Source organism: Xanthomonas floridensis (genome assembly GCF_001642575.1).
Taxonomy (GTDB): Bacteria; Pseudomonadota; Gammaproteobacteria; order Xanthomonadales; family Xanthomonadaceae; genus Xanthomonas; species Xanthomonas floridensis.
In genome coordinates, this window is record NZ_LXNG01000034.1 from 206,831 (window position 1) to 223,679 (window position 16,849).

General features: G+C 64.1%; 15 protein-coding genes. 8 read left to right on the forward strand and 7 right to left on the reverse strand.

Annotation, left to right across the window (positions count from 1 at the left end; all coding sequences use genetic code 11):
* Positions 1-77: 77 nt before the first annotated feature.
* From rfbB to A7D17_RS17650, 5 genes are all read left to right on the forward strand, one after another.
* Complete coding sequence (gene rfbB / locus A7D17_RS17630; protein ID WP_064510275.1) at positions 78-1,133, forward strand: dTDP-glucose 4,6-dehydratase; 1,056 nt, start codon at positions 78-80, stop codon at positions 1,131-1,133.
* 51 nt (positions 1,134-1,184) lie between these two features.
* Complete coding sequence (gene rfbA, locus A7D17_RS17635; RefSeq protein ID WP_064510276.1) at positions 1,185-2,072, forward strand: glucose-1-phosphate thymidylyltransferase RfbA; 888 nt, start codon at positions 1,185-1,187, stop codon at positions 2,070-2,072.
* Positions 2,069-2,626, forward strand: a complete 558-nt coding sequence (gene rfbC / locus A7D17_RS17640) for a dTDP-4-dehydrorhamnose 3,5-epimerase (protein ID WP_064510277.1) — start codon at positions 2,069-2,071, stop codon at positions 2,624-2,626. The genes rfbA and rfbC overlap by 4 nt, the downstream gene beginning before the upstream one ends.
* On the forward strand, positions 2,623-3,522 hold the full coding sequence (gene rfbD, locus A7D17_RS17645) for a dTDP-4-dehydrorhamnose reductase (RefSeq protein WP_064510278.1): 900 nt from the start codon (positions 2,623-2,625) through the stop codon (positions 3,520-3,522). Before rfbC ends, rfbD begins: the two co-directional genes overlap by 4 nt.
* A gap of 341 nt (positions 3,523-3,863) precedes the next feature.
* Entirely contained in the window at positions 3,864-5,030 is a 1,167-nt protein-coding gene (locus tag A7D17_RS17650) for a nucleotide sugar dehydrogenase (protein WP_064510279.1), read from the forward strand.
* Positions 5,031-5,317: 287 nt separating this feature from the next.
* Here the strand turns inward: A7D17_RS17650 and A7D17_RS17655 are convergent, their stop codons facing one another.
* Both A7D17_RS17655 and A7D17_RS17660 read right to left on the reverse strand, forming a co-directional pair.
* Positions 5,318-6,721, reverse strand: coding sequence for a mannose-1-phosphate guanylyltransferase/mannose-6-phosphate isomerase (locus tag A7D17_RS17655; RefSeq protein ID WP_064510280.1), 1,404 nt, complete (start codon positions 6,719-6,721; stop codon positions 5,318-5,320).
* Positions 6,722-6,767: 46 nt separating this feature from the next.
* Complete coding sequence (locus A7D17_RS17660; protein ID WP_064510281.1) at positions 6,768-8,114, reverse strand: phosphohexomutase domain-containing protein; 1,347 nt, start codon at positions 8,112-8,114, stop codon at positions 6,768-6,770.
* Between the two features lie 136 nt (positions 8,115-8,250).
* On the opposite strand from A7D17_RS17660, the gene A7D17_RS17665 reads away from it, so the two are divergent.
* On the forward strand, positions 8,251-8,982 hold the full coding sequence (locus A7D17_RS17665) for a CoA transferase subunit A (RefSeq protein ID WP_064510282.1): 732 nt from the start codon (positions 8,251-8,253) through the stop codon (positions 8,980-8,982).
* Positions 8,982-9,614 (forward strand): CoA transferase subunit B, encoded by a 633-nt coding sequence (locus A7D17_RS17670; RefSeq protein WP_064510283.1) that lies wholly within the window; start codon positions 8,982-8,984, stop codon positions 9,612-9,614. Before A7D17_RS17665 ends, A7D17_RS17670 begins: the two co-directional genes overlap by 1 nt.
* A 29-nt stretch (positions 9,615-9,643) precedes the next feature.
* On the opposite strand, the gene A7D17_RS17675 is transcribed toward A7D17_RS17670, so the two are convergent.
* On the reverse strand, positions 9,644-11,293 hold the full coding sequence (locus A7D17_RS17675; RefSeq protein ID WP_064510284.1) for an electron transfer flavoprotein-ubiquinone oxidoreductase: 1,650 nt from the start codon (positions 11,291-11,293) through the stop codon (positions 9,644-9,646).
* 125 nt (positions 11,294-11,418) lie between these two features.
* On the opposite strand from A7D17_RS17675, the gene A7D17_RS17680 reads away from it, so the two are divergent.
* Complete coding sequence (locus A7D17_RS17680) at positions 11,419-12,018, forward strand: alpha-ketoglutarate-dependent dioxygenase AlkB family protein (protein WP_064510285.1); 600 nt, start codon at positions 11,419-11,421, stop codon at positions 12,016-12,018.
* A 1,202-nt stretch (positions 12,019-13,220) separates the two neighbouring features.
* On the opposite strand, the gene A7D17_RS17685 is transcribed toward A7D17_RS17680, so the two are convergent.
* From A7D17_RS17685 to A7D17_RS17700, 4 genes are all read right to left on the reverse strand, one after another.
* Entirely contained in the window at positions 13,221-13,865 is a 645-nt protein-coding gene (locus tag A7D17_RS17685; RefSeq protein WP_064510286.1) for an ABC-type transport auxiliary lipoprotein family protein, read from the reverse strand.
* Positions 13,862-14,788, reverse strand: a complete 927-nt coding sequence (locus A7D17_RS17690; protein ID WP_064510287.1) for an MlaD family protein — start codon at positions 14,786-14,788, stop codon at positions 13,862-13,864. The genes A7D17_RS17685 and A7D17_RS17690 overlap by 4 nt, the downstream gene beginning before the upstream one ends.
* A 2-nt stretch (positions 14,789-14,790) precedes the next feature.
* A complete protein-coding gene (locus tag A7D17_RS17695; protein ID WP_064510288.1) occupies positions 14,791-15,627 on the reverse strand; it encodes an ABC transporter ATP-binding protein in 837 nt (278 codons plus the stop codon).
* 85 nt (positions 15,628-15,712) lie between these two features.
* Positions 15,713-16,825, reverse strand: a complete 1,113-nt coding sequence (locus tag A7D17_RS17700) for an MlaE family ABC transporter permease (RefSeq protein ID WP_064510289.1) — start codon at positions 16,823-16,825, stop codon at positions 15,713-15,715.
* Positions 16,826-16,849: the final 24 nt, after the last annotated feature.

Here is a 16,849-nt window from a genome sequence, read left to right on the forward strand (position 1 = left end):
CGGCTGGTGTTGCGTGCAACGTATATCCTGTCGGGCTTGGAATTGAGTGCGGCGTACGCGCGATCAGGAGATGGGCAGTGGCAACTTGGTTAGTGACCGGCGGAGCGGGCTTCATTGGCGGCAATTTTGTTTTGGAGGCGGTTGCGCATGGCGTGCGCGTCATCAACCTGGATGCGCTCACTTACGCAGGGAACCTGAAAACCCTGGCGTCGTTGGAGGACAATCCGAACCATGTCTTCGTCCAAGGCGATATCGGCGACGGAGCACTGGTGGCGCGTCTGCTGGCAGAGCACCAGCCTGACGCAGTTCTGAACTTTGCCGCCGAGAGCCACGTGGACCGCTCGATCGATGGCCCAGGTGCGTTCATCCAGACCAATGTCGTCGGCACCCTGGCCCTGCTCGAATCCGTGCGGGATTACTGGAAGGCGTTGCCGCAAGGCTCCAGGGAGGCGTTCCGCTTTCTACACGTATCCACCGACGAGGTATACGGCACCCTGGGAGAAACCGGCAAGTTCACCGAAACGACGCCTTACGCCCCGAATTCACCTTATTCCGCATCCAAGGCCGCATCAGACCATCTGGTGCGCGCGTTTCATCATACCTACGGCCTGCCGGTGCTGACGACCAATTGCTCGAACAACTACGGCCCCTACCACTTCCCTGAGAAGTTGATCCCGTTGGTCATCGCAAAAGCTTTGGCAGGGGAGCCCCTGCCGGTGTACGGGGATGGAAAGCAGGTGCGCGACTGGCTGTTTGTCAGTGACCACTGCGACGCCATTCGTACCGTGCTTGCAAAGGGACGTGTGGGAGAAACCTACAACGTCGGCGGTAATGCCGAACGGCAAAACATCGAAGTGGTCCGTGCGATCTGCGCGCTTCTGGATCAGCAGCGTCCGCGTCCCGATGGTCAACAGCGCGCCAGCCAGATCACCCACGTGACCGACCGTCCGGGTCATGATCGCCGCTATGCCATCGATGCCAGCAAACTCCGCAACGAGCTGGGGTGGCAACCGGCTTACACCTTCGAGCAGGGCATTGCCCTGACCGTGCAGTGGTATCTGGATAACCAGGCCTGGGTGCAAGGGGTATTGGACGGCAGCTATCGGTTGGAGCGAATCGGGGTCGCGGCGTAACGCGGTCATCGTCATAGCCCGCGGACACGGCGGGCGCCAAAGGATATATCCATGACACAACGCAAAGGCATCATTCTGGCTGGCGGATCGGGGACACGCCTGTATCCGATTACCAAAGGCGTCAGCAAGCAGCTGCTGCCAGTCTATGACAAGCCGATGATCTATTACCCGCTTAGCGTGCTGATGCTGGCGGGCATCCGTGAAGTGCTGATCATCAATACGCCGCACGAACAGTCATTGTTTCAGGCGTTGCTCGGCGACGGTGAACAGTGGGGGATGCATATCCGCTACGCAGTGCAGCCCAGTCCTGATGGGCTGGCTCAGGCCTACTTGATCGGGCGCGACTTCATCGATGGCAAGCCCAGCTGCCTGGTGTTGGGAGACAACATCTTCCACGGGCATGGCCTGACGGACACGCTGCGACGTGCCGATGCCCGTCAACAAGGAGCTACCGTATTCGGCTACTGGGTCAATGATCCGGAGCGCTATGGAGTGGCCGAGTTCGATGCTCAGGGCAAGGTGATCGATATCGAGGAAAAGCCCCTGCAGCCACGCTCGAACTATGCGGTCACCGGGCTTTATTTTTATGATGCCAGGGCTTGCGACTACGCTGCGCAGTTGAAGCCTTCCAGCCGGGGAGAACTGGAAATCACCGATCTTAATCGGCGCTATCTGGAAGCAGGAGATCTGCACCTGGAGCCGCTGGGACGTGGGTACGCCTGGCTGGATACGGGAACGCATCAGTCCCTGCACGAGGCATCCAACTTCATCGAGACGATCCAGATGCGGCAAGGGCTGCAGGTGTGTTGCCCGGAAGAGATCGCCTTCGCTAAAGGATGGATCGATGCTTCCCAACTGGAGCAACTGGCCGCCCCCTTGCGCAAGAATGCTTATGGTCAATACCTGCATTCTCTCGCACAACGTGGAGTGGTTCCTTGAAAGTCATCGAGACGTCCTTGCCCGGTTGCTTCGTCATTGAGCCAAGAGTCTTGGGCGACGAGCGGGGTCAATTCTTCGAAGCCTGGAATGCGGAACGCTTCGACCAGCACGGTTTTCCCGCGCGGTTCCTGCAGAGCAATATCTCCACTTCGACCAAGGGCGTGCTGCGCGGCCTGCACTATCAATGGCCGCGTCCACAGGGGAAGCTGGTCAGTGTGCTGGAGGGCGAGGTCTACGATGTGGCGGTGGATATCCGGCGCGGATCACCGTACTTCGGTCAGTGGACTGCCGCTATCCTGAGCGCAGAGAACAATCGGCAGTTCTGGATTCCGGAAGGCTTTGCGCATGGGTTTGCGGTCCTGTCCGAACGTGCGGTCTTCAGTTACCTGTGCACCGATATCTACGTGCATGACGCCGACGCAAGTGTTCGCTGGAACGACGCCACCATCGGCGTCGATTGGCCGATCAGCTCGCCGATCCTGTCTGGCAAGGATCGGGCTGCGCCCCTGCTGGAAGACATCGACGACGCGCGTCTGCCTGTCTATCAACCATGAAGTTATTGGTGATCGGTGCCAACGGACAGGTCGGCACCGAGCTGCTGCGTGCCTTCGCACCGGAAGGTGAGGTGCTGGCAACCACGCGCTCCGGGCAGTTGGCTGACGGGCGTGCCTGCGAGCGGCTCGATCTGGACGTGCCGATGTTGCTCAAACGCACGCTGGACCGCCTGCAGCCCACGATCGTCGTCAACGCAGCCGCTTACACCGCCGTCGATCGTGCCGAGCAGGAGCGCGATGCGGCTTTTCGTGCCAATGCAGAGGCACCCGCTGTCATTGCGCAATGGTGCGCGCGCGCCGGTGTGCCCCTGGTCCATTATTCGACCGACTATGTCTTCGATGGGCAGGGCACGCGCCCCTATCGGCCCGACGACGCCACCGCGCCGCTCGGCGTGTACGGGCAGAGCAAACTGGCCGGCGAACAGGCGGTGCAGGCGGCCGGCGGCCGCCATCTGATCTTCCGCACTGCCTGGGTCTACGCGGCGCATGGACACAATTTCCTGCGCACGATGTTGCGCGTGGGAGCCGAGCACGAGGTGCTGCGCGTGGTCGCCGACCAGATCGGCACGCCGACGCCGGCCGCGTTGATCGCCGACATCACGGCGCACGCGCTACGCCAGCCCGGTGAACCCTCCGGCCTGTGGCATCTGACCGCTGCGGGCCAGACCTCCTGGCACGGTTTCGCCGAAGCCATCTTTGCCCAGGCGCGCGCGCGCAGCCTGCTCACCCGCGTGCCGCACGTGGAAGCGATCAGTACTGCCGACTATCCAACGCCGGCGACGCGGCCTGCCTATTCGCGGCTGGATACCCACAGCCTGCAGGAGACCTTCGGTGTGCACCTGCCCGCCTGGCAGGACGGACTGAGCCGCGAGCTGGACACGCTCGCCCGCGATTGAGCCTCTAAGTGGCGTGATGGGCAGGTATGGCTTCAGCACTGACTCATAGCTTGCGCCTCGCTTCGGCTACCATCTGGGACTGGTTCGCGCCGGGCCGACGAACTGCTTCGTGCAGGTCGCGGCTGGCGCGGATGTGCCGCTGAAGCGGGTGCAACGCGCGATGCACGGTCTGGAAGCGTGCGTGCGTGCGCTGCATCGCATCGGTCGGCACCGTGCAGGTTCTTGCGTGTCCCCCAGCGGGCGCGCCGGCCCAAGGCGGGCGCGGCCGCACCGTCATCACGCCATGGCCTGCGTGCAGTGCGCTGCATCCTCCCCCATCCAAAAAATCGCAAGGAATTCCAATGAAGATCGCTGTCGCGGGTACCGGCTATGTCGGTCTGTCCAATGGCGTGTTGCTCGCCAAGCACCATGAGGTCGTGGCGCTGGACATCGTCGAGGCCAAGGTCAAGCTGATCAACGAAGGCCGCTCGCCGATCGTCGACAAGGAACTCGAGGCCGCGTTGGCCGAGGGTGGTCTGAACTTCAAGGCCACGCTGGACGCCACCGAGGCGTTTGCCGGCGCCGAGTTCGTGATCATCGCCACGCCCACCGACTACGATCCGGACACCAATTACTTCAACACCAGCTCGATCGAGGTGGTGATCGCCAAGGTGCTGGAGATCAATACCCAGGCGACGATGGTGATCAAGTCGACCATCCCGGTCGGCTACGTTGCCAAGCTGCGTGCGCAGTTCGGCACCGACAACATCATCTTCTCGCCCGAATTCCTGCGCGAAGGCCGGGCGCTGTACGACAACCTGTACCCGTCCCGGATCATCGTCGGCGAGCGCTCGGCGCGCGCGGAGACCTTCGCGCGACTGCTGCAGGAGGGTGCGCTCAAGCCCGACGTGCCGGTGTTGTTCACCGAGCCTACCGAGGCCGAGGCGATCAAGCTGTTCGCCAACACCTATCTGGCGATGCGGGTGTCCTACTTCAACGAACTGGACACCTACGCGCTCACCCACGGGCTGGACAGCCGTCAGATCATCGAAGGCATCTGCCTGGATCCGCGCATCGGCAGCCACTACAACAATCCGTCCTTCGGTTACGGCGGTTACTGCCTGCCCAAGGACACCAAGCAGTTACTGGCCAACTACCAAAGCGTTCCGCAGACCATCATCCGGGCAATCGTCGATTCCAACACCACCCGCAAGGACTTCATTGCCGCCGACGTGCTGCGGCGCAATCCCAAGGTGGTTGGGATCTATCGCCTGATCATGAAAGCTGGCTCGGACAACTTCCGTTCGTCCAGCATCCAGGGCGTGATGAAGCGCCTCAAGGCCAAGGGCGTTGACATCATCGTGTACGAACCGACGCTGAGCGAGCCGGAGTTCTTCCGCTCGCGCGTGGTCAACGACCTGGACACCTTCAAGCGCGAGGCCGACGTCATCATCAGCAACCGCATGGCCGATGCGCTGCAGGACGTGCAGGACAAGGTCTACACGCGCGATCTGTTCGGCGACAACTGAGTCCGGCCTGCGTCAGGTTCTGGCGGTTGGCAACGCCACTCGTCCAGGTCTTTCATGAGGTTCACGCGATGCGGCGCTGTGTGTCGCATCGCAGGCGGCTCCGCTTGGCTTTCCGAACGGTATCCGGTTGCGTGCGATGCAGCTGCGTCGCACGCACAGGGGGCGACGCAGCCTGCGACCTTTGATCTGTGCACGCGTAGCGTGTTGCAATCAAAAGTACGTGGCGGATAACGCAAGACGGCGGCCATGGGCCGCCGTCGATCTTGCCATCTACGTTGGGCGCGTGATCAGGCCCGGCCGTAGGTGTCCTCGAAGCGCACGATGTCGTCCTCGCCCAGATAGCTGCCGGACTGCACTTCGATCAGTTCCAGCGGCAGCTTGCCCGGATTGCGCAGGCGGTGGGTCACGCCGAGCGGGATGTAGGTACTCTGGTTCTCGGTCAGCAGCAGCACTTCTTCGCCACGCGTCACTTCGGCAGTGCCACTGACCACGATCCAGTGTTCCGCGCGGTGATGGTGCATCTGCAGGCTCAGCACGGCACCGGGCTTGACGGTGATGCGCTTGACCTGGTGACGCTGACCCATGTCGATCGAGTCGTACGCGCCCCACGGGCGATACACCTTGCGATGCCAGGTGGCCTCGGAGCGACCGTCGGACTTGATCCGGCCAACCACCTCCTTTACCTCCTGGATGCGATCGCGGTGGCCGACCAGCACGGCATCCGGCGTCTCGACCACCACCACGTCTTCCAGGCCGACCATGGCGATCAGGCGCGAGCCGTAGGCATAGGTGTTGCGGCAATCCAGCTGGATCACGTCGCCATGATGCGCGTTACCCTGTGCGTCCTGTTCGGAGACATCCAGCAGCGACGACCACGATCCGACATCGTTCCAGCCGGCATCCAGCGGCACGACGACCGCATCGGCAGTCTTTTCCATCACTGCGTAGTCGATCGAATCCGACGGGCTGGCCGCGAACGCGTCCTTGTCCAGGCGGGTGAAGTCGGCATCGCGCTTGCCGTTCTGCCACGCGGTCTGGCAGGCGTCGGCGATGGCGGGATGGAACTTGCGCAGCTCCTCCAGGTAGCGGGAGGCGCGGAACAGGAACATGCCGCTGTTCCAGTAGTACTCGCCGCTGCTGAGGTAGCCCTGCGCGGTCGCCAGGTCCGGCTTTTCGACAAAGCGTTCAACCGCGCTGACGCCAGCGCCCGCGCCAGCCTTGATGTAGCCATAGCCGGTTTCGGGTGCGGTCGGCTTGATGCCAAAGGTGACCAACTTGCCCTGTGCCGCTGCTTCAGCAGCAACTTTCACTCCAGCCTGGAATGCAGCCTCGTCACCGATCACATGGTCCGAGGGCAGCACCAGCAACAGCGGGTCGGCGCCATCGCGCGTGGCTTCCAGCGCGGCAACCGCAATGGCGGGCGCGGTATTGCGGCCCTTGGGCTCCAGCAGGATGGCAGAGGGCTTGACGCCCAACTGCTGCAGCTGCTCGGCGGCCATGAAGCGATGCTCCTCGTTGGCCACGACGATGGGTGCGTGCCCTGCGACGGGTGCCGCACGCAGCCAGGTGGCCTGCAGCATGCTCTTGTCGCCGACCAGCGGCAGGAACTGCTTGGGGTAGGACTCGCGCGACAGCGGCCACAGGCGCGTGCCGGAGCCGCCGGACAAAATAATCGGAAGGACGTCGCTCATGAGCGGGGGAAACTCCAGTGCGTCAAAGGTGGGGGAGAATGGTAGATCAGTCGCGCAGCAAGTCGGAAATCTCTTGCGTGCGGCTTTCCAGCAATGCGGCATCGCCGCGCGTTTCCACGTTCAGACGCAGCAGCGGCTCGGTGTTGGAGCTGCGCAGGTTTAAACGCCATTGACCGAAATCGGCACTGATGCCGTCGGTGTAGTCCAGCTCCGGCGACAGGTCGGCGTAATGCTCCATCACGCGGGCAACGGAGGCCTTGGCATCGGCCACCTTGAAGTTGATCTCCCCGCTGCAGGGGAACTTCTGCATGCGCGCCTCGACCAGGTCGGCGAGCGAGCGGCCGGACTGCGACACCAGTTCGGCGATCAGCAACCACGGGATCATGCCGGAGTCGGCGTAGGCGAACTCGCGGAAATAGTGGTGCGCGCTCATCTCGCCGCCGTAAACGGCGTTTTCGCTGCGCATTTTTTCCTTGATGAAGGCGTGGCCGCTCTTGCACAGCACCGGAATGCCGCCGGCTTCTTCGACCTGCTCGACCGTGTTCCAGGTCAGGCGCGGGTCGTGCACGACCTTGCCGCCCGGCTGCTTGGCCAGGATCGCCTGCGCCAGCAGGCCGACCAGGTAATAGCCCTCGATGAAGCGGCCGGTGTGGTCGAAGAAGAAGCAGCGATCGAAGTCGCCATCCCAGGCAATGCCGAAATCCGCACCGTGGTCCTTGACCGCCTTGGCGGTGGCATCGCGGTTTTCCGGCAGCAGCGGATTGGGGATGCCGTTGGGGAAATTGCCATCGGGCTCGTGGAACACGCGCACGAACTCGAACGGAAGGTGCGGGGCCAACAGGTCCACGATCAGGCCGGCGCCACCGTTGCCGGCGTTGACCACCAACTTGAGCGGCTTGAGCGTGCTGCGGTCCACATAGCTGAGCAGGTGCTCCAGATACGCGGTCTTGTCGGTACGGCTCTGCTCGCTGGCGGTCGGTTCGCCGGGCGCGGCGGTATCGGACGCGACCGTGTCGCGGATCGCAAACAGGCCGGTGTCCGAACTGATCGGACGCGCCTGCTCGCGCACCAGCTTCATGCCGTTGTAGTCCATGGGGTTATGGCTGGCGGTCACCATCACGCCACCGGCGGCCTTGAGGTGATCGGTCTGGAAATACACCTCTTCGGTGCCGCACAGGCCGATATCGATGACATCCCGGCCGCTGGCACGCAGGCCGGCCGACAGCGCTTCCTGCAACGCCGGGCTCGCCAGGCGCACGTCGTGGCCCAGGACCACAGGCCCCTGATCCAGCTGCGCCGCCAGCGCCACGCCGATACGGCGGGCCAAGTCCTCGTTCAGTTCATCCGGCACACGGCCGCGAATATCGTAGGCCTTGAAGGCGGGTAGCGTCATGGGCAAATCTCTGGTGTGGGGGGACACCCGAGTTTAGCGGGTGCGCCGTGTCTTGGGTGTGGCGGAATTGCGACCGGGGACAGGGAACAGTCAGCGGATAGAATGGCCGCTTCACATCAGCGAGGTGAGGGCGGTGATGCGCGACGATGGACGTGGTGCGGCAGGCGGCAAACGCCATGCCGATGCCAAGGCGGCGCTGGATGGGGTCGTGGCCGATGGCCAGACCCTGGCAGTGGGCGGCTTTGGATTGTGCGGAATTCCCGAGGCGCTGATTGCGGCCGTGCGCGATAGCGGGGTAAGCGGGTTGACGGTGATTTCCAACAATGCCGGCGTGGATGGATTCGGGCTGGGGCAGTTATTGGCCACCCGCCAGATCCGCAAGATGATTTCGTCCTACGTGGGCGAAAACAGGGAGTTCGAGCGCCAATATCTGGCGGGCGAGCTCGAGCTGGAATTCAATCCGCAGGGCACCCTGGCCGAGCGCCTGCGTGCGGGCGGTGCGGGAATTCCCGCGTTCTACACCGCTACCGGCTACGGCACCATCGTGGCCGAGGGCAAGGAAACCCGGCAATTCGACGGCAAGCACTATGTGCTGGAAACGGCGCTGCATGCCGATGTCGCGCTGGTCAAGGCGTGGCGCGCCGATACCGCCGGCAACCTGGTGTTCCGCAAGACCGCACGCAACTTCAACCCGGCCTGCGCGATGGCCGGGCGCATCTGCATTGCCGAGGTCGAGGAGATCGTCGAGCTGGGCGCGATCGATCCGGATCAGGTGCACCTGCCGGGCATCTATGTCGATCGCCTTGTACTCAACGCCGCGCCTGAAAAACGCATCGAACAGCGCACCGTGCGCAAGGGAGACAGCTGATGGCCTGGACCCGCGATCAGATGGCCGCGCGTGCCGCACGCGAGCTTACCGATGGTGCCTACGTCAACCTGGGAATCGGTCTTCCCACGCTGGTGGCCAATCACATTCCCGATGGTGTGGATGTGTGGCTGCAATCGGAAAATGGCCTGCTCGGCATCGGCCCGTTTCCGGCCGAAGACGAGGTGGATGCCGACCTGATCAATGCCGGTAAGCAGACAGTGACCGCGCGCGACGGCGCCAGTTACTTCGGCAGCCATGATTCGTTCGCGATGATCCGGGGCGGCCATATCGACCTGGCGATCCTGGGCGCGATGCAGGTCACCGACCGCGGCGATCTGGCCAACTGGATGGTGCCCGGCAAGATGGTCAAGGGCATGGGCGGCGCGATGGACCTGGTGGCCGGAGTCAAGCGCGTGGTGGTGCTGATGGAGCACGTCGCCAAGGACGGCAGCCACAAGATCCTGCCCGAATGCGACCTGCCGCTGACCGGCGTGGGCGTGGTGGATCGCATCATCACCGATCTTGCGGTGTTCGATGTTACCGCTGACGGCTTGGTGCTGGTAGAGGCTGCGGACGGAGTGGAAATCGACGAATTGCGCAGCAAGACCGGCGTGTCGTTCAAGCGTGCATAAACGATCAGGGGCCTTGCGGCCCCTGATTTTTAGAGGTTTTGGTAGTTCGGACCCGAACCACCTTCCGGCGTGACCCAGGTGATGATCTCGTAGGGGTCCTTGATGTCGCAGGTCTTGCAATGCACGCAGTTGGCGGCATTGATCTGCAGGCGCTTGCCGGAGGGGCTGGCAGTGTCTGGGACCATTTCATACACGTTCGCGGGACAGAAGCGGGTACAGGGGTTGTCGTATTCCTCCACGCAGCGAGTGGCGCAGACGTCGGTGTCCAGCACCTTCAGATGCACCGGTTGGTCCTCGTCATGCTCGGTGGCGGCGAAGTACACCGCCTGCAGGCGGTCGCGCGGGGCCAGTTCGCGGGTGACGTAGTCGCGCTTGGGTTGCTCGTACTCGCCGAGCTTGTGCAGCGCCGACCAGTCCGGTTTGTTCTTCAGCGTCCACGGCGAGGCGCCCTTGAGTGCGGTTTCCCAGGCGGCATTGAGCAGGCCGAACCACAAGCCCTTCTTGAAACCGGGCTTGATGTTGCGCACCTGCTTCAGCTCGGCCATCACGTCGGAGGCGCGCAACTTGGCGTCGAATCCCTGCGGCGCCAGCTGCGAGTGCACCAGGTGTTCGGCGGCCAGCATGCCGCTGCGGATTGCCTGATGGGTGCCCTTGATCTTGGGCACGTTGAGCAGGCCGGCGGTATCGCCGATCAGCAGGGCACCGGGCATGTCCACTTTCGGTAGCGACTGCCAGCCGCCGCTGACCAGTGCGCGTGCGCCGGCAGACAGAATGCTGCCGCTTTCCAGCAGCGGCTTGATCATCGGGTGGTTCTTCCATTGCTGGAAGGCTTCCCATGGCTGATAGCTCGGATCGCTGTAGTCCAGCCCGCTGACATAGCCCAGCGCAATCTGGTTGTTGTCCAGGTGATACACGAAGCTGCCGCCATAGGTGCGGTTGTCGGCCGGCCAGCCGATGGTGTGCACGATCTTGCCGGGCGTGACGCGGCCTTCGGGCACCTGCCACAGCTCCTTGATGCCGATCGAATACCCCTGCGGGTCGCTGTCGGCGGTGAGGTCGAAGCGTTTGAGCAGCCGCTTGGTCAGGTGGCCGCGCGCGCCTTCGGCGAGCACGGTGACCTTGGCGCGGATGTCGATGCCAGCGGTGTAACCGGGCTTGTGCGCGCCGTCCTTGGCCACGCCCATGTCGCCGATGCGCACACCGATCACCTGGCCACTGTCGTCGTGCAGGGTTTCGGCGGCGGCAAAGCCCGGATAGATCTCCACGCCCAGCGCTTCGGCCTGTGGCGCCAGCCAGGCGCACATCGCGCCCAGGCTGACGATGAAATTGCCATGGTTGCGCATGCCCGGCGGCACCACCGGGAACTTGCGCGCGCTGTCCTTGCCGAGGAACCAGAATTCATCGTCGGTGGCGGCCACGCAGATCGGCGGCGGGTTGTTGCGCCAGCCGGGCAGCAGCGCATCCAGTGGGCCAGGCTCGATCACTGCCCCGGACAGGATATGCGCGCCGATGGTGCTGGATTTTTCGATCACGCAGACGCTGATGTTTGGATCGAGCTGCTTGAGCCGGATCGCGAACGACAGCCCGGCCGGACCGGCGCCGACGGTGACGACGTCGTATTCCATGACGTCGCGCTCGACCGTCTCTGACGCTTGCGCGCCGATTCCCGCTTCCGACATTGCTCCGCTCCCGTTGGCTCGATGGCTGGCGCGTATTTTCCGGGATTGCATGTGACGGCGGCAAATCGGCGCGATTCATCCGCTGCCGACGGCGCGGTGCGGGCACGCGTGCTAGCGTCTGGCAGATGAAGATCGAGGTGGCATTGCCGGGGGCGCAGATCCGCTGGCAGCGAGGATGGCTGGACGCGGCGCAGGCCGATACGCTGCTGCAGACCTTGCTGGCGCAGGTGCGGTGGGAAGTGCACCGCATCCGCATGTTCGGGCGGGTGGTGGATTCGCCACGCCTGAGCAGCTGGATCGGCGACCCGGATGCCAGCTACCGCTATTCCGGCACGCAGTTTGCGCCGCAGCCTTGGCTGGATGCATTGCAGCCGGTCCGTGCGCGGCTGCAAGATGAAACCGGATGCCCGTTCAACAGCGTGCTGGTCAACCGCTACCGCAGTGGTGCCGATGCGATGGGGTGGCATAGCGACGACGAGCCGGAGCTGGGGGCGCAGCCGGTGATCGCTTCGGTGAGCCTCGGCGCGACGCGGCGCTTTGCGTTCAAGCATCGCGACGATGCGGCGCTGAAGCAGACGCTGGAATTGGGGCACGGCGATCTGTTGCTGATGGGCGGAGATACCCAGCGCCATTACAAGCACGCCTTGCCGCGCACCGTAAAGCCGGTCGGCGAGCGCATCAATTTGACCTTTCGTCAGATTGCACTGCGCGCGTCCGGGCGATAGGAGCGGCTACCAAAACGTAGCGAGCGCTCGCCTGGCGATGCGCGCAGGTCTTGTGTCTGCCTCATCGTGATGGATGCAGCCAAAAGTGCGGGTCAGATGCTGAGTTGGTCGAGCGCGCGGTGCCCTCACCGCTCGCGGGACACGCCGTGAATCCGTCCATGGAGGCTCGGTGGCGGCATCCAAGCCGCCACACGGTCCCGCAAGCGATGAGGGCACCGCACCAGACAGTTTGTTGGTGGTTTTGGTGAAGAACGAAACTGCCGCGTCGTGCGGTTTGCTGGTTGCTGTGCCGAAACCCTGGGCACCGACCATCGTGACTGGTGCTAGCCCACCCACCGTCGCGGGACCCTTGGCGGCATGGATGCCGCCAGGGAGCTTACATGGACGTACTTGCAGCGTGTCCTGCGAGGGTGGGTGGGCTAGGACCCTGCAGCAAACGCGAAGACCTCGAGCGCGCGGTGCCCTCACCGCTCGCGGGACACGCCGTGAATCCGTCCATGGAGGCTCGGTGGCGGCATCCATGCCGCCACACGGTCCCGCAAGCGGTGAGGACACCGCACCAGACAGTTTGTTGGTGGTTTTGGTGAAGAACAAAATCACCGCATCGCGCGATTCGTGGGTTGCTGGTTGCTGTGCCGAAACCCTTGGCACCGACCATCGGGACTGGTCCTTGCCCGCCCACCGTTACGGGACCCTCGGCGGCATGGATGCCGCCACGGAGCTTGCATGGACGTACTTGCAGCGTGTCCTGCGAGGGTGGGTGGGCTAGGACCCTGCAGCAAACGCGAAGACCTCGAGCGCGCGGTGCCCTCACCGCTCGCGGGACACGCCGTGAATCCGTCCCTGGAGGCTCGGTGGCGGCATCCATGCCGCCACACGGTCCCGCAAGCGGTGAGGACACCGCGCCAGACAGTTTGTTGGTGGTTTTGGTGAAGAACAAAATCACCGCATCGCGCGATTCGTGGGTTGCTGGTTGCTGTGCCGAAACCCTTGGCACCGACCACCGCGACTGGTCCTTGCCCGCCCACCGTTACGGGACCCTTGGCGGCATGGATGCCGCCATGGCGCTTACAAGGACATACTTGCAGCGTGTCCAGCGAGGGTGGCGCGCAACGACCCGGCAGCCAGGTCGCAGATCAGCGACCCTGCAGTAGATCGGCGTGAAATAGTTTCGTTAGACGCTCCAAGTTTGTCGCTTGCGTTTACAACGAACGCGGTAAGTTCTGGCTGTCCTGCTGCCCGGTGATCAGCGTCCAGCCGACCAGTTCGGTGGTGACCTGGGTCAGTGCCTGCTCGAAAGCGACCGCGACGGCGGCGGTATCGGTGCCGCTGGAAGGCCGTGCGACCAGGAAGGTGCGCGAGGCGACCACGCGTTGGTCGGCCGAGTGCAGCAACTTGGCGTTGAGTTCGATCGTGGCCGAGGGGAGCGATTGGCCGGCGTAATCGGACTCGAACCGGCGCACGTCGATGGCCAGTTTGTAATCGGAGCGGATGCCGGTACCGATATGGGCCACCGCGGCGATCTTGCCGGAGTCTTCGAATGCACGCACCACGCTGTCTTCGAGCATGTCGGTGGCCGGCTGCGCCCAGCCTGCGCCGTGGTAGACCTGCAGCTCGCCCGGAGTTGGGCGCACATTGATGCGCGGGCTGTCGATGACGCGTGCGGCGCTGGGTTTGGCCACCACCAGCTGCCAGCTCACCTGCGGCCAGGTGGGATTGGGCGTGACGCGTACGGTGGGGGCGTAGATGGTGGCCGGTTTCTTGTCGCCGCCGGTCAGTACCGAGCAGCCGCCCAGTGCCAGCAACGACACGCACAACAGGGGACGCAACAGGCGCATGGCAGTCATTTCGGTTCGAACTCCTTGGGTGCGTCGCGGCCGAGCAGGTAGCGCGCAGGGTTGTTGTCCAGTTTGTCGCTGACCCGGCGCAGGTCGCGGATCAGGCCGCGCAATTCGGTCAGTGTCGGTCCGAGCTGGCCCAGGCCGTCGTTGGCGAAGCTGTTGATGGCCGCACGGTTCTCGCCAAGGATGTTGTCGGCGTTGCCGGCCGCCGAATCCAGCTTGACCAGGGTGGCATCGAGCTTTTCCAGGATGCCCGGCAGCTGCTGCACCAGGTTCTGGTCCAGCCGCTTGATGGTGCCGTTGGTGGTGGTCAGGGTGGTGTCCAGATTGCGCGCGGCATCGCGCGCGCTGACGATCAGCGCCTGCATGCCTTCGTCGCGGTCGGCGATGCCGCCGCTGATCTTTTCCAGGTTCTGCAGCGTGGCCGAGATGCTGGCCACGTTCTTGTCCGAGAGCATCTCGTCCATGCGCTCGACGATGCGGTTGGCGGTGTCGGTGATGTTCTGCAGCGCCGAGGGCGTGGTCTGGATGATCGGCGCATCGCTCTTGTCGATGGTGGTCAGCGACGGCGCCTCGGGCGTGCCGCCGGAGAGCTGGATGATCGACGGGCCGGTGAGGCTGGTGATGGCCAGCTTGGCGCGGGTATCGCTCTTGATCGGCGTGGTGGAGTTGACCCGCACGTGCGCCACCACCTGGCGCGGGTCGTTCGGCGCCAGGGTCAGCTCGGTGATCGAGCCCACCGCGATGCCGTTGTATTGCACGGGGCTGCCGACCGACAGGCCGGTGACCGCCTCGCGGAACACCACCCGATACTGTTGCCAGGTGCGATCGGACGAATATTTGGCGGCCCACAGACCGAACAGCAGCAAGGCCAGGCCTGCCACGATGGTGAAGGCGCCGATCAGGACGTAATTGGCTTTGGTTTCCATGCTCAGGCGGTCTCGGTGGAGTCGGTCTTGGCCGCGCGCGCGGCGCGGGCACGCGGACCGTGGAAATATTCCTGGATCCAGGGGTGATCGATCTGCTCGACCTCGGCCAGCGGCGCGTTGGCGATCACCTTGCGATCGGCCAGCACCGCGATGCGGTCGCAGATGGCATACAGCGTATCCAGGTCGTGGGTGATCAGGAACACGGTCAGGCCCAGCGCTTGCTGCAGGGTACGGATCAGGCGGTCGAAGGCGGCCGCGCCGATCGGGTCCAGCCCGGCGGTGGGTTCGTCCAGGAACAGCAGCGGCGGGTCCAGCGCCAGCGCCCGCGCCAGGCCGGCGCGCTTGCGCATGCCGCCGGACAATTGCGAGGGCAGCTTGTCCAGCGCATCGGCCGGCAGGCCGGCCAGCTTGATCTTCAGCAGCGCCAGCTCGAAATACCAGCGCTCCGGAAACTCGCCATGGTGTTCCTTCAACGGCACCTGCACGTTTTCGCCAACGGTCATCGACGAAAACAGCGCACCGTCCTGGAAGAGTACGCCGGTGTTGCGGGTGATGTGCTGGCGGTCGGCAAAGCGCCCGGAGCGCGCGTCCGCGCCTAGCACCTGGATACTGCCGGCGTCCGGCTCGCGCAGGCCCAGGATGCTGCGCATCAGCACCGACTTGCCGGTGCCCGAGCCGCCGACCACGCCCAGGATTTCGCCGCGACGCACATCCAGATCGAGCTCTTCGTGCACGGTCTGGCTACCGAAACGGTTGGTGAGCCCGCGCACGGAAATCGCCAGCTGGTCGTCGTCGGCCTCTGGGCCGGGAGTGGGGAGTTGGGATTCGGGATTGGTCACAGCACAGCTCTCCGAACTGTCAGGCTGCCAGCTGCGCTTGTGCCCTGCACGAATCCCAACTCCCGAATGTCGAATCCCGGCTCCATCACCACCCCATCTTCATGAACCACAACGCCGCAATCGCGTCGAGGATGATGACCAAGGAAATCGTCTGCACCACCGAAGAGGTGGTGCGTTCGCCCACCGATTGCGCGGTACCACTGACCTTCAGCCCTTCCAGGCAACCGATCAGGCCGATCACCAGTGCGAACAGTGGCGCCTTGGACAGGCCGACCAGGAAATGCCGCAGCTGGATGGTGTCGTGCATGCGCGCCAGATACATCTGCGGCGGGATATCCAGATCGAACGCGCCCACGGTGACGCCACCGGCCAGGCCGGCGATCATCGCGATGAAGGTCAGCAGCGGCAGGGTGAACAGCAGCGCCAGCAGACGTGGGATCACCAGCAGGTCGATCGGGTCCAGGCCCAGCGTGCGGATGGCATCGACCTCTTCGCGCGATTTCATTGCACCGATCTGCGCGGTGAACGCGCTGGCGGTGCGTCCTGCCAGCACGATGGCGGTCAGCAGCACGGCAAATTCGCGCAGGAAGGCGATCGACACCAGCTCCACCACGTAAATTTCCGCGCCGAAGTCGCGCAGGATGGTCGAGCCCAGGAACGCGATTACCGCGCCCACCAGATACGACAGCAACACCACCAGCGGCACCGCATCCAGGCCCACCTGCTCCATGTGGTGCACGGTGGAGGTGAGGCGGAAGCGGCGCGGCTCGTGGATCAGCCGCATGATCTTGACCAGGTTCTCGCCCAAAAAACTGTTGAGTTCCAGGATGCCCTGGCCGACCCCGTGGGTGGTGCGGCCCAGGCGGTCGAGCGCAGCGACGAAGCCGTAGTCGCGCTTGGGCTTGGGCCGTTCGTCGTTGAGTTCCTCGATGGTGCACACCAGGGCCTGGTGCTCGTCGCGGAAATCGATCGCGTCTTCCTTGAGCCCCATGCGGCCGGCGAAGCGCAGTAGTTGCAGCACGCCGGCCGAATCCAGTTGCCCGATGCCGCGCGCGTCGATGCGGCGCACCCCATCGGGCACGGCCTGCAGCAGTTCTGCCTGGGGCAGGGCGGTTGCCAGCACCCAACTGCCGGTAAGGCGGACCTGGGTCTGATCCTGCGGGTCTTGGTCGATGCGGGGAGGTTGCGGTTTGATCATGAGTGGCCTGTCCGTGGCGCCAGC

Bases quoted from the DNA above. Each gene is read 5' to 3' on its own strand.
- A7D17_RS17700 (WP_064510289.1), bottom strand. From the start codon at position 16,825: ATGATCAAACCGCAACCTCCCCGCATCGACCAAGACCCGCAGGATCAG.
- rfbA (WP_064510276.1), top strand. From the start codon at position 1,185: ATGACACAACGCAAAGGCATCATTCTGGCTGGCGGATCGGGGACACGC.
- A7D17_RS17660 (WP_064510281.1), bottom strand. From the start codon at position 8,114: ATGACGCTACCCGCCTTCAAGGCCTACGATATTCGCGGCCGTGTGCCG.
- rfbD (WP_064510278.1), top strand. From the start codon at position 2,623: ATGAAGTTATTGGTGATCGGTGCCAACGGACAGGTCGGCACCGAGCTG.
- A7D17_RS17650 (WP_064510279.1), top strand. From the start codon at position 3,864: ATGAAGATCGCTGTCGCGGGTACCGGCTATGTCGGTCTGTCCAATGGC.
- A7D17_RS17680 (WP_064510285.1), top strand. From the start codon at position 11,419: ATGAAGATCGAGGTGGCATTGCCGGGGGCGCAGATCCGCTGGCAGCGA.
- A7D17_RS17690 (WP_064510287.1), bottom strand. From the start codon at position 14,788: ATGGAAACCAAAGCCAATTACGTCCTGATCGGCGCCTTCACCATCGTG.
- A7D17_RS17670 (WP_064510283.1), top strand. From the start codon at position 8,982: ATGGCCTGGACCCGCGATCAGATGGCCGCGCGTGCCGCACGCGAGCTT.
- A7D17_RS17655 (WP_064510280.1), bottom strand. From the start codon at position 6,721: ATGAGCGACGTCCTTCCGATTATTTTGTCCGGCGGCTCCGGCACGCGC.
- A7D17_RS17685 (WP_064510286.1), bottom strand. From the start codon at position 13,865: ATGACTGCCATGCGCCTGTTGCGTCCCCTGTTGTGCGTGTCGTTGCTG.
- A7D17_RS17665 (WP_064510282.1), top strand. From the start codon at position 8,251: ATGCGCGACGATGGACGTGGTGCGGCAGGCGGCAAACGCCATGCCGAT.
- A7D17_RS17675 (WP_064510284.1), bottom strand. From the start codon at position 11,293: ATGTCGGAAGCGGGAATCGGCGCGCAAGCGTCAGAGACGGTCGAGCGC.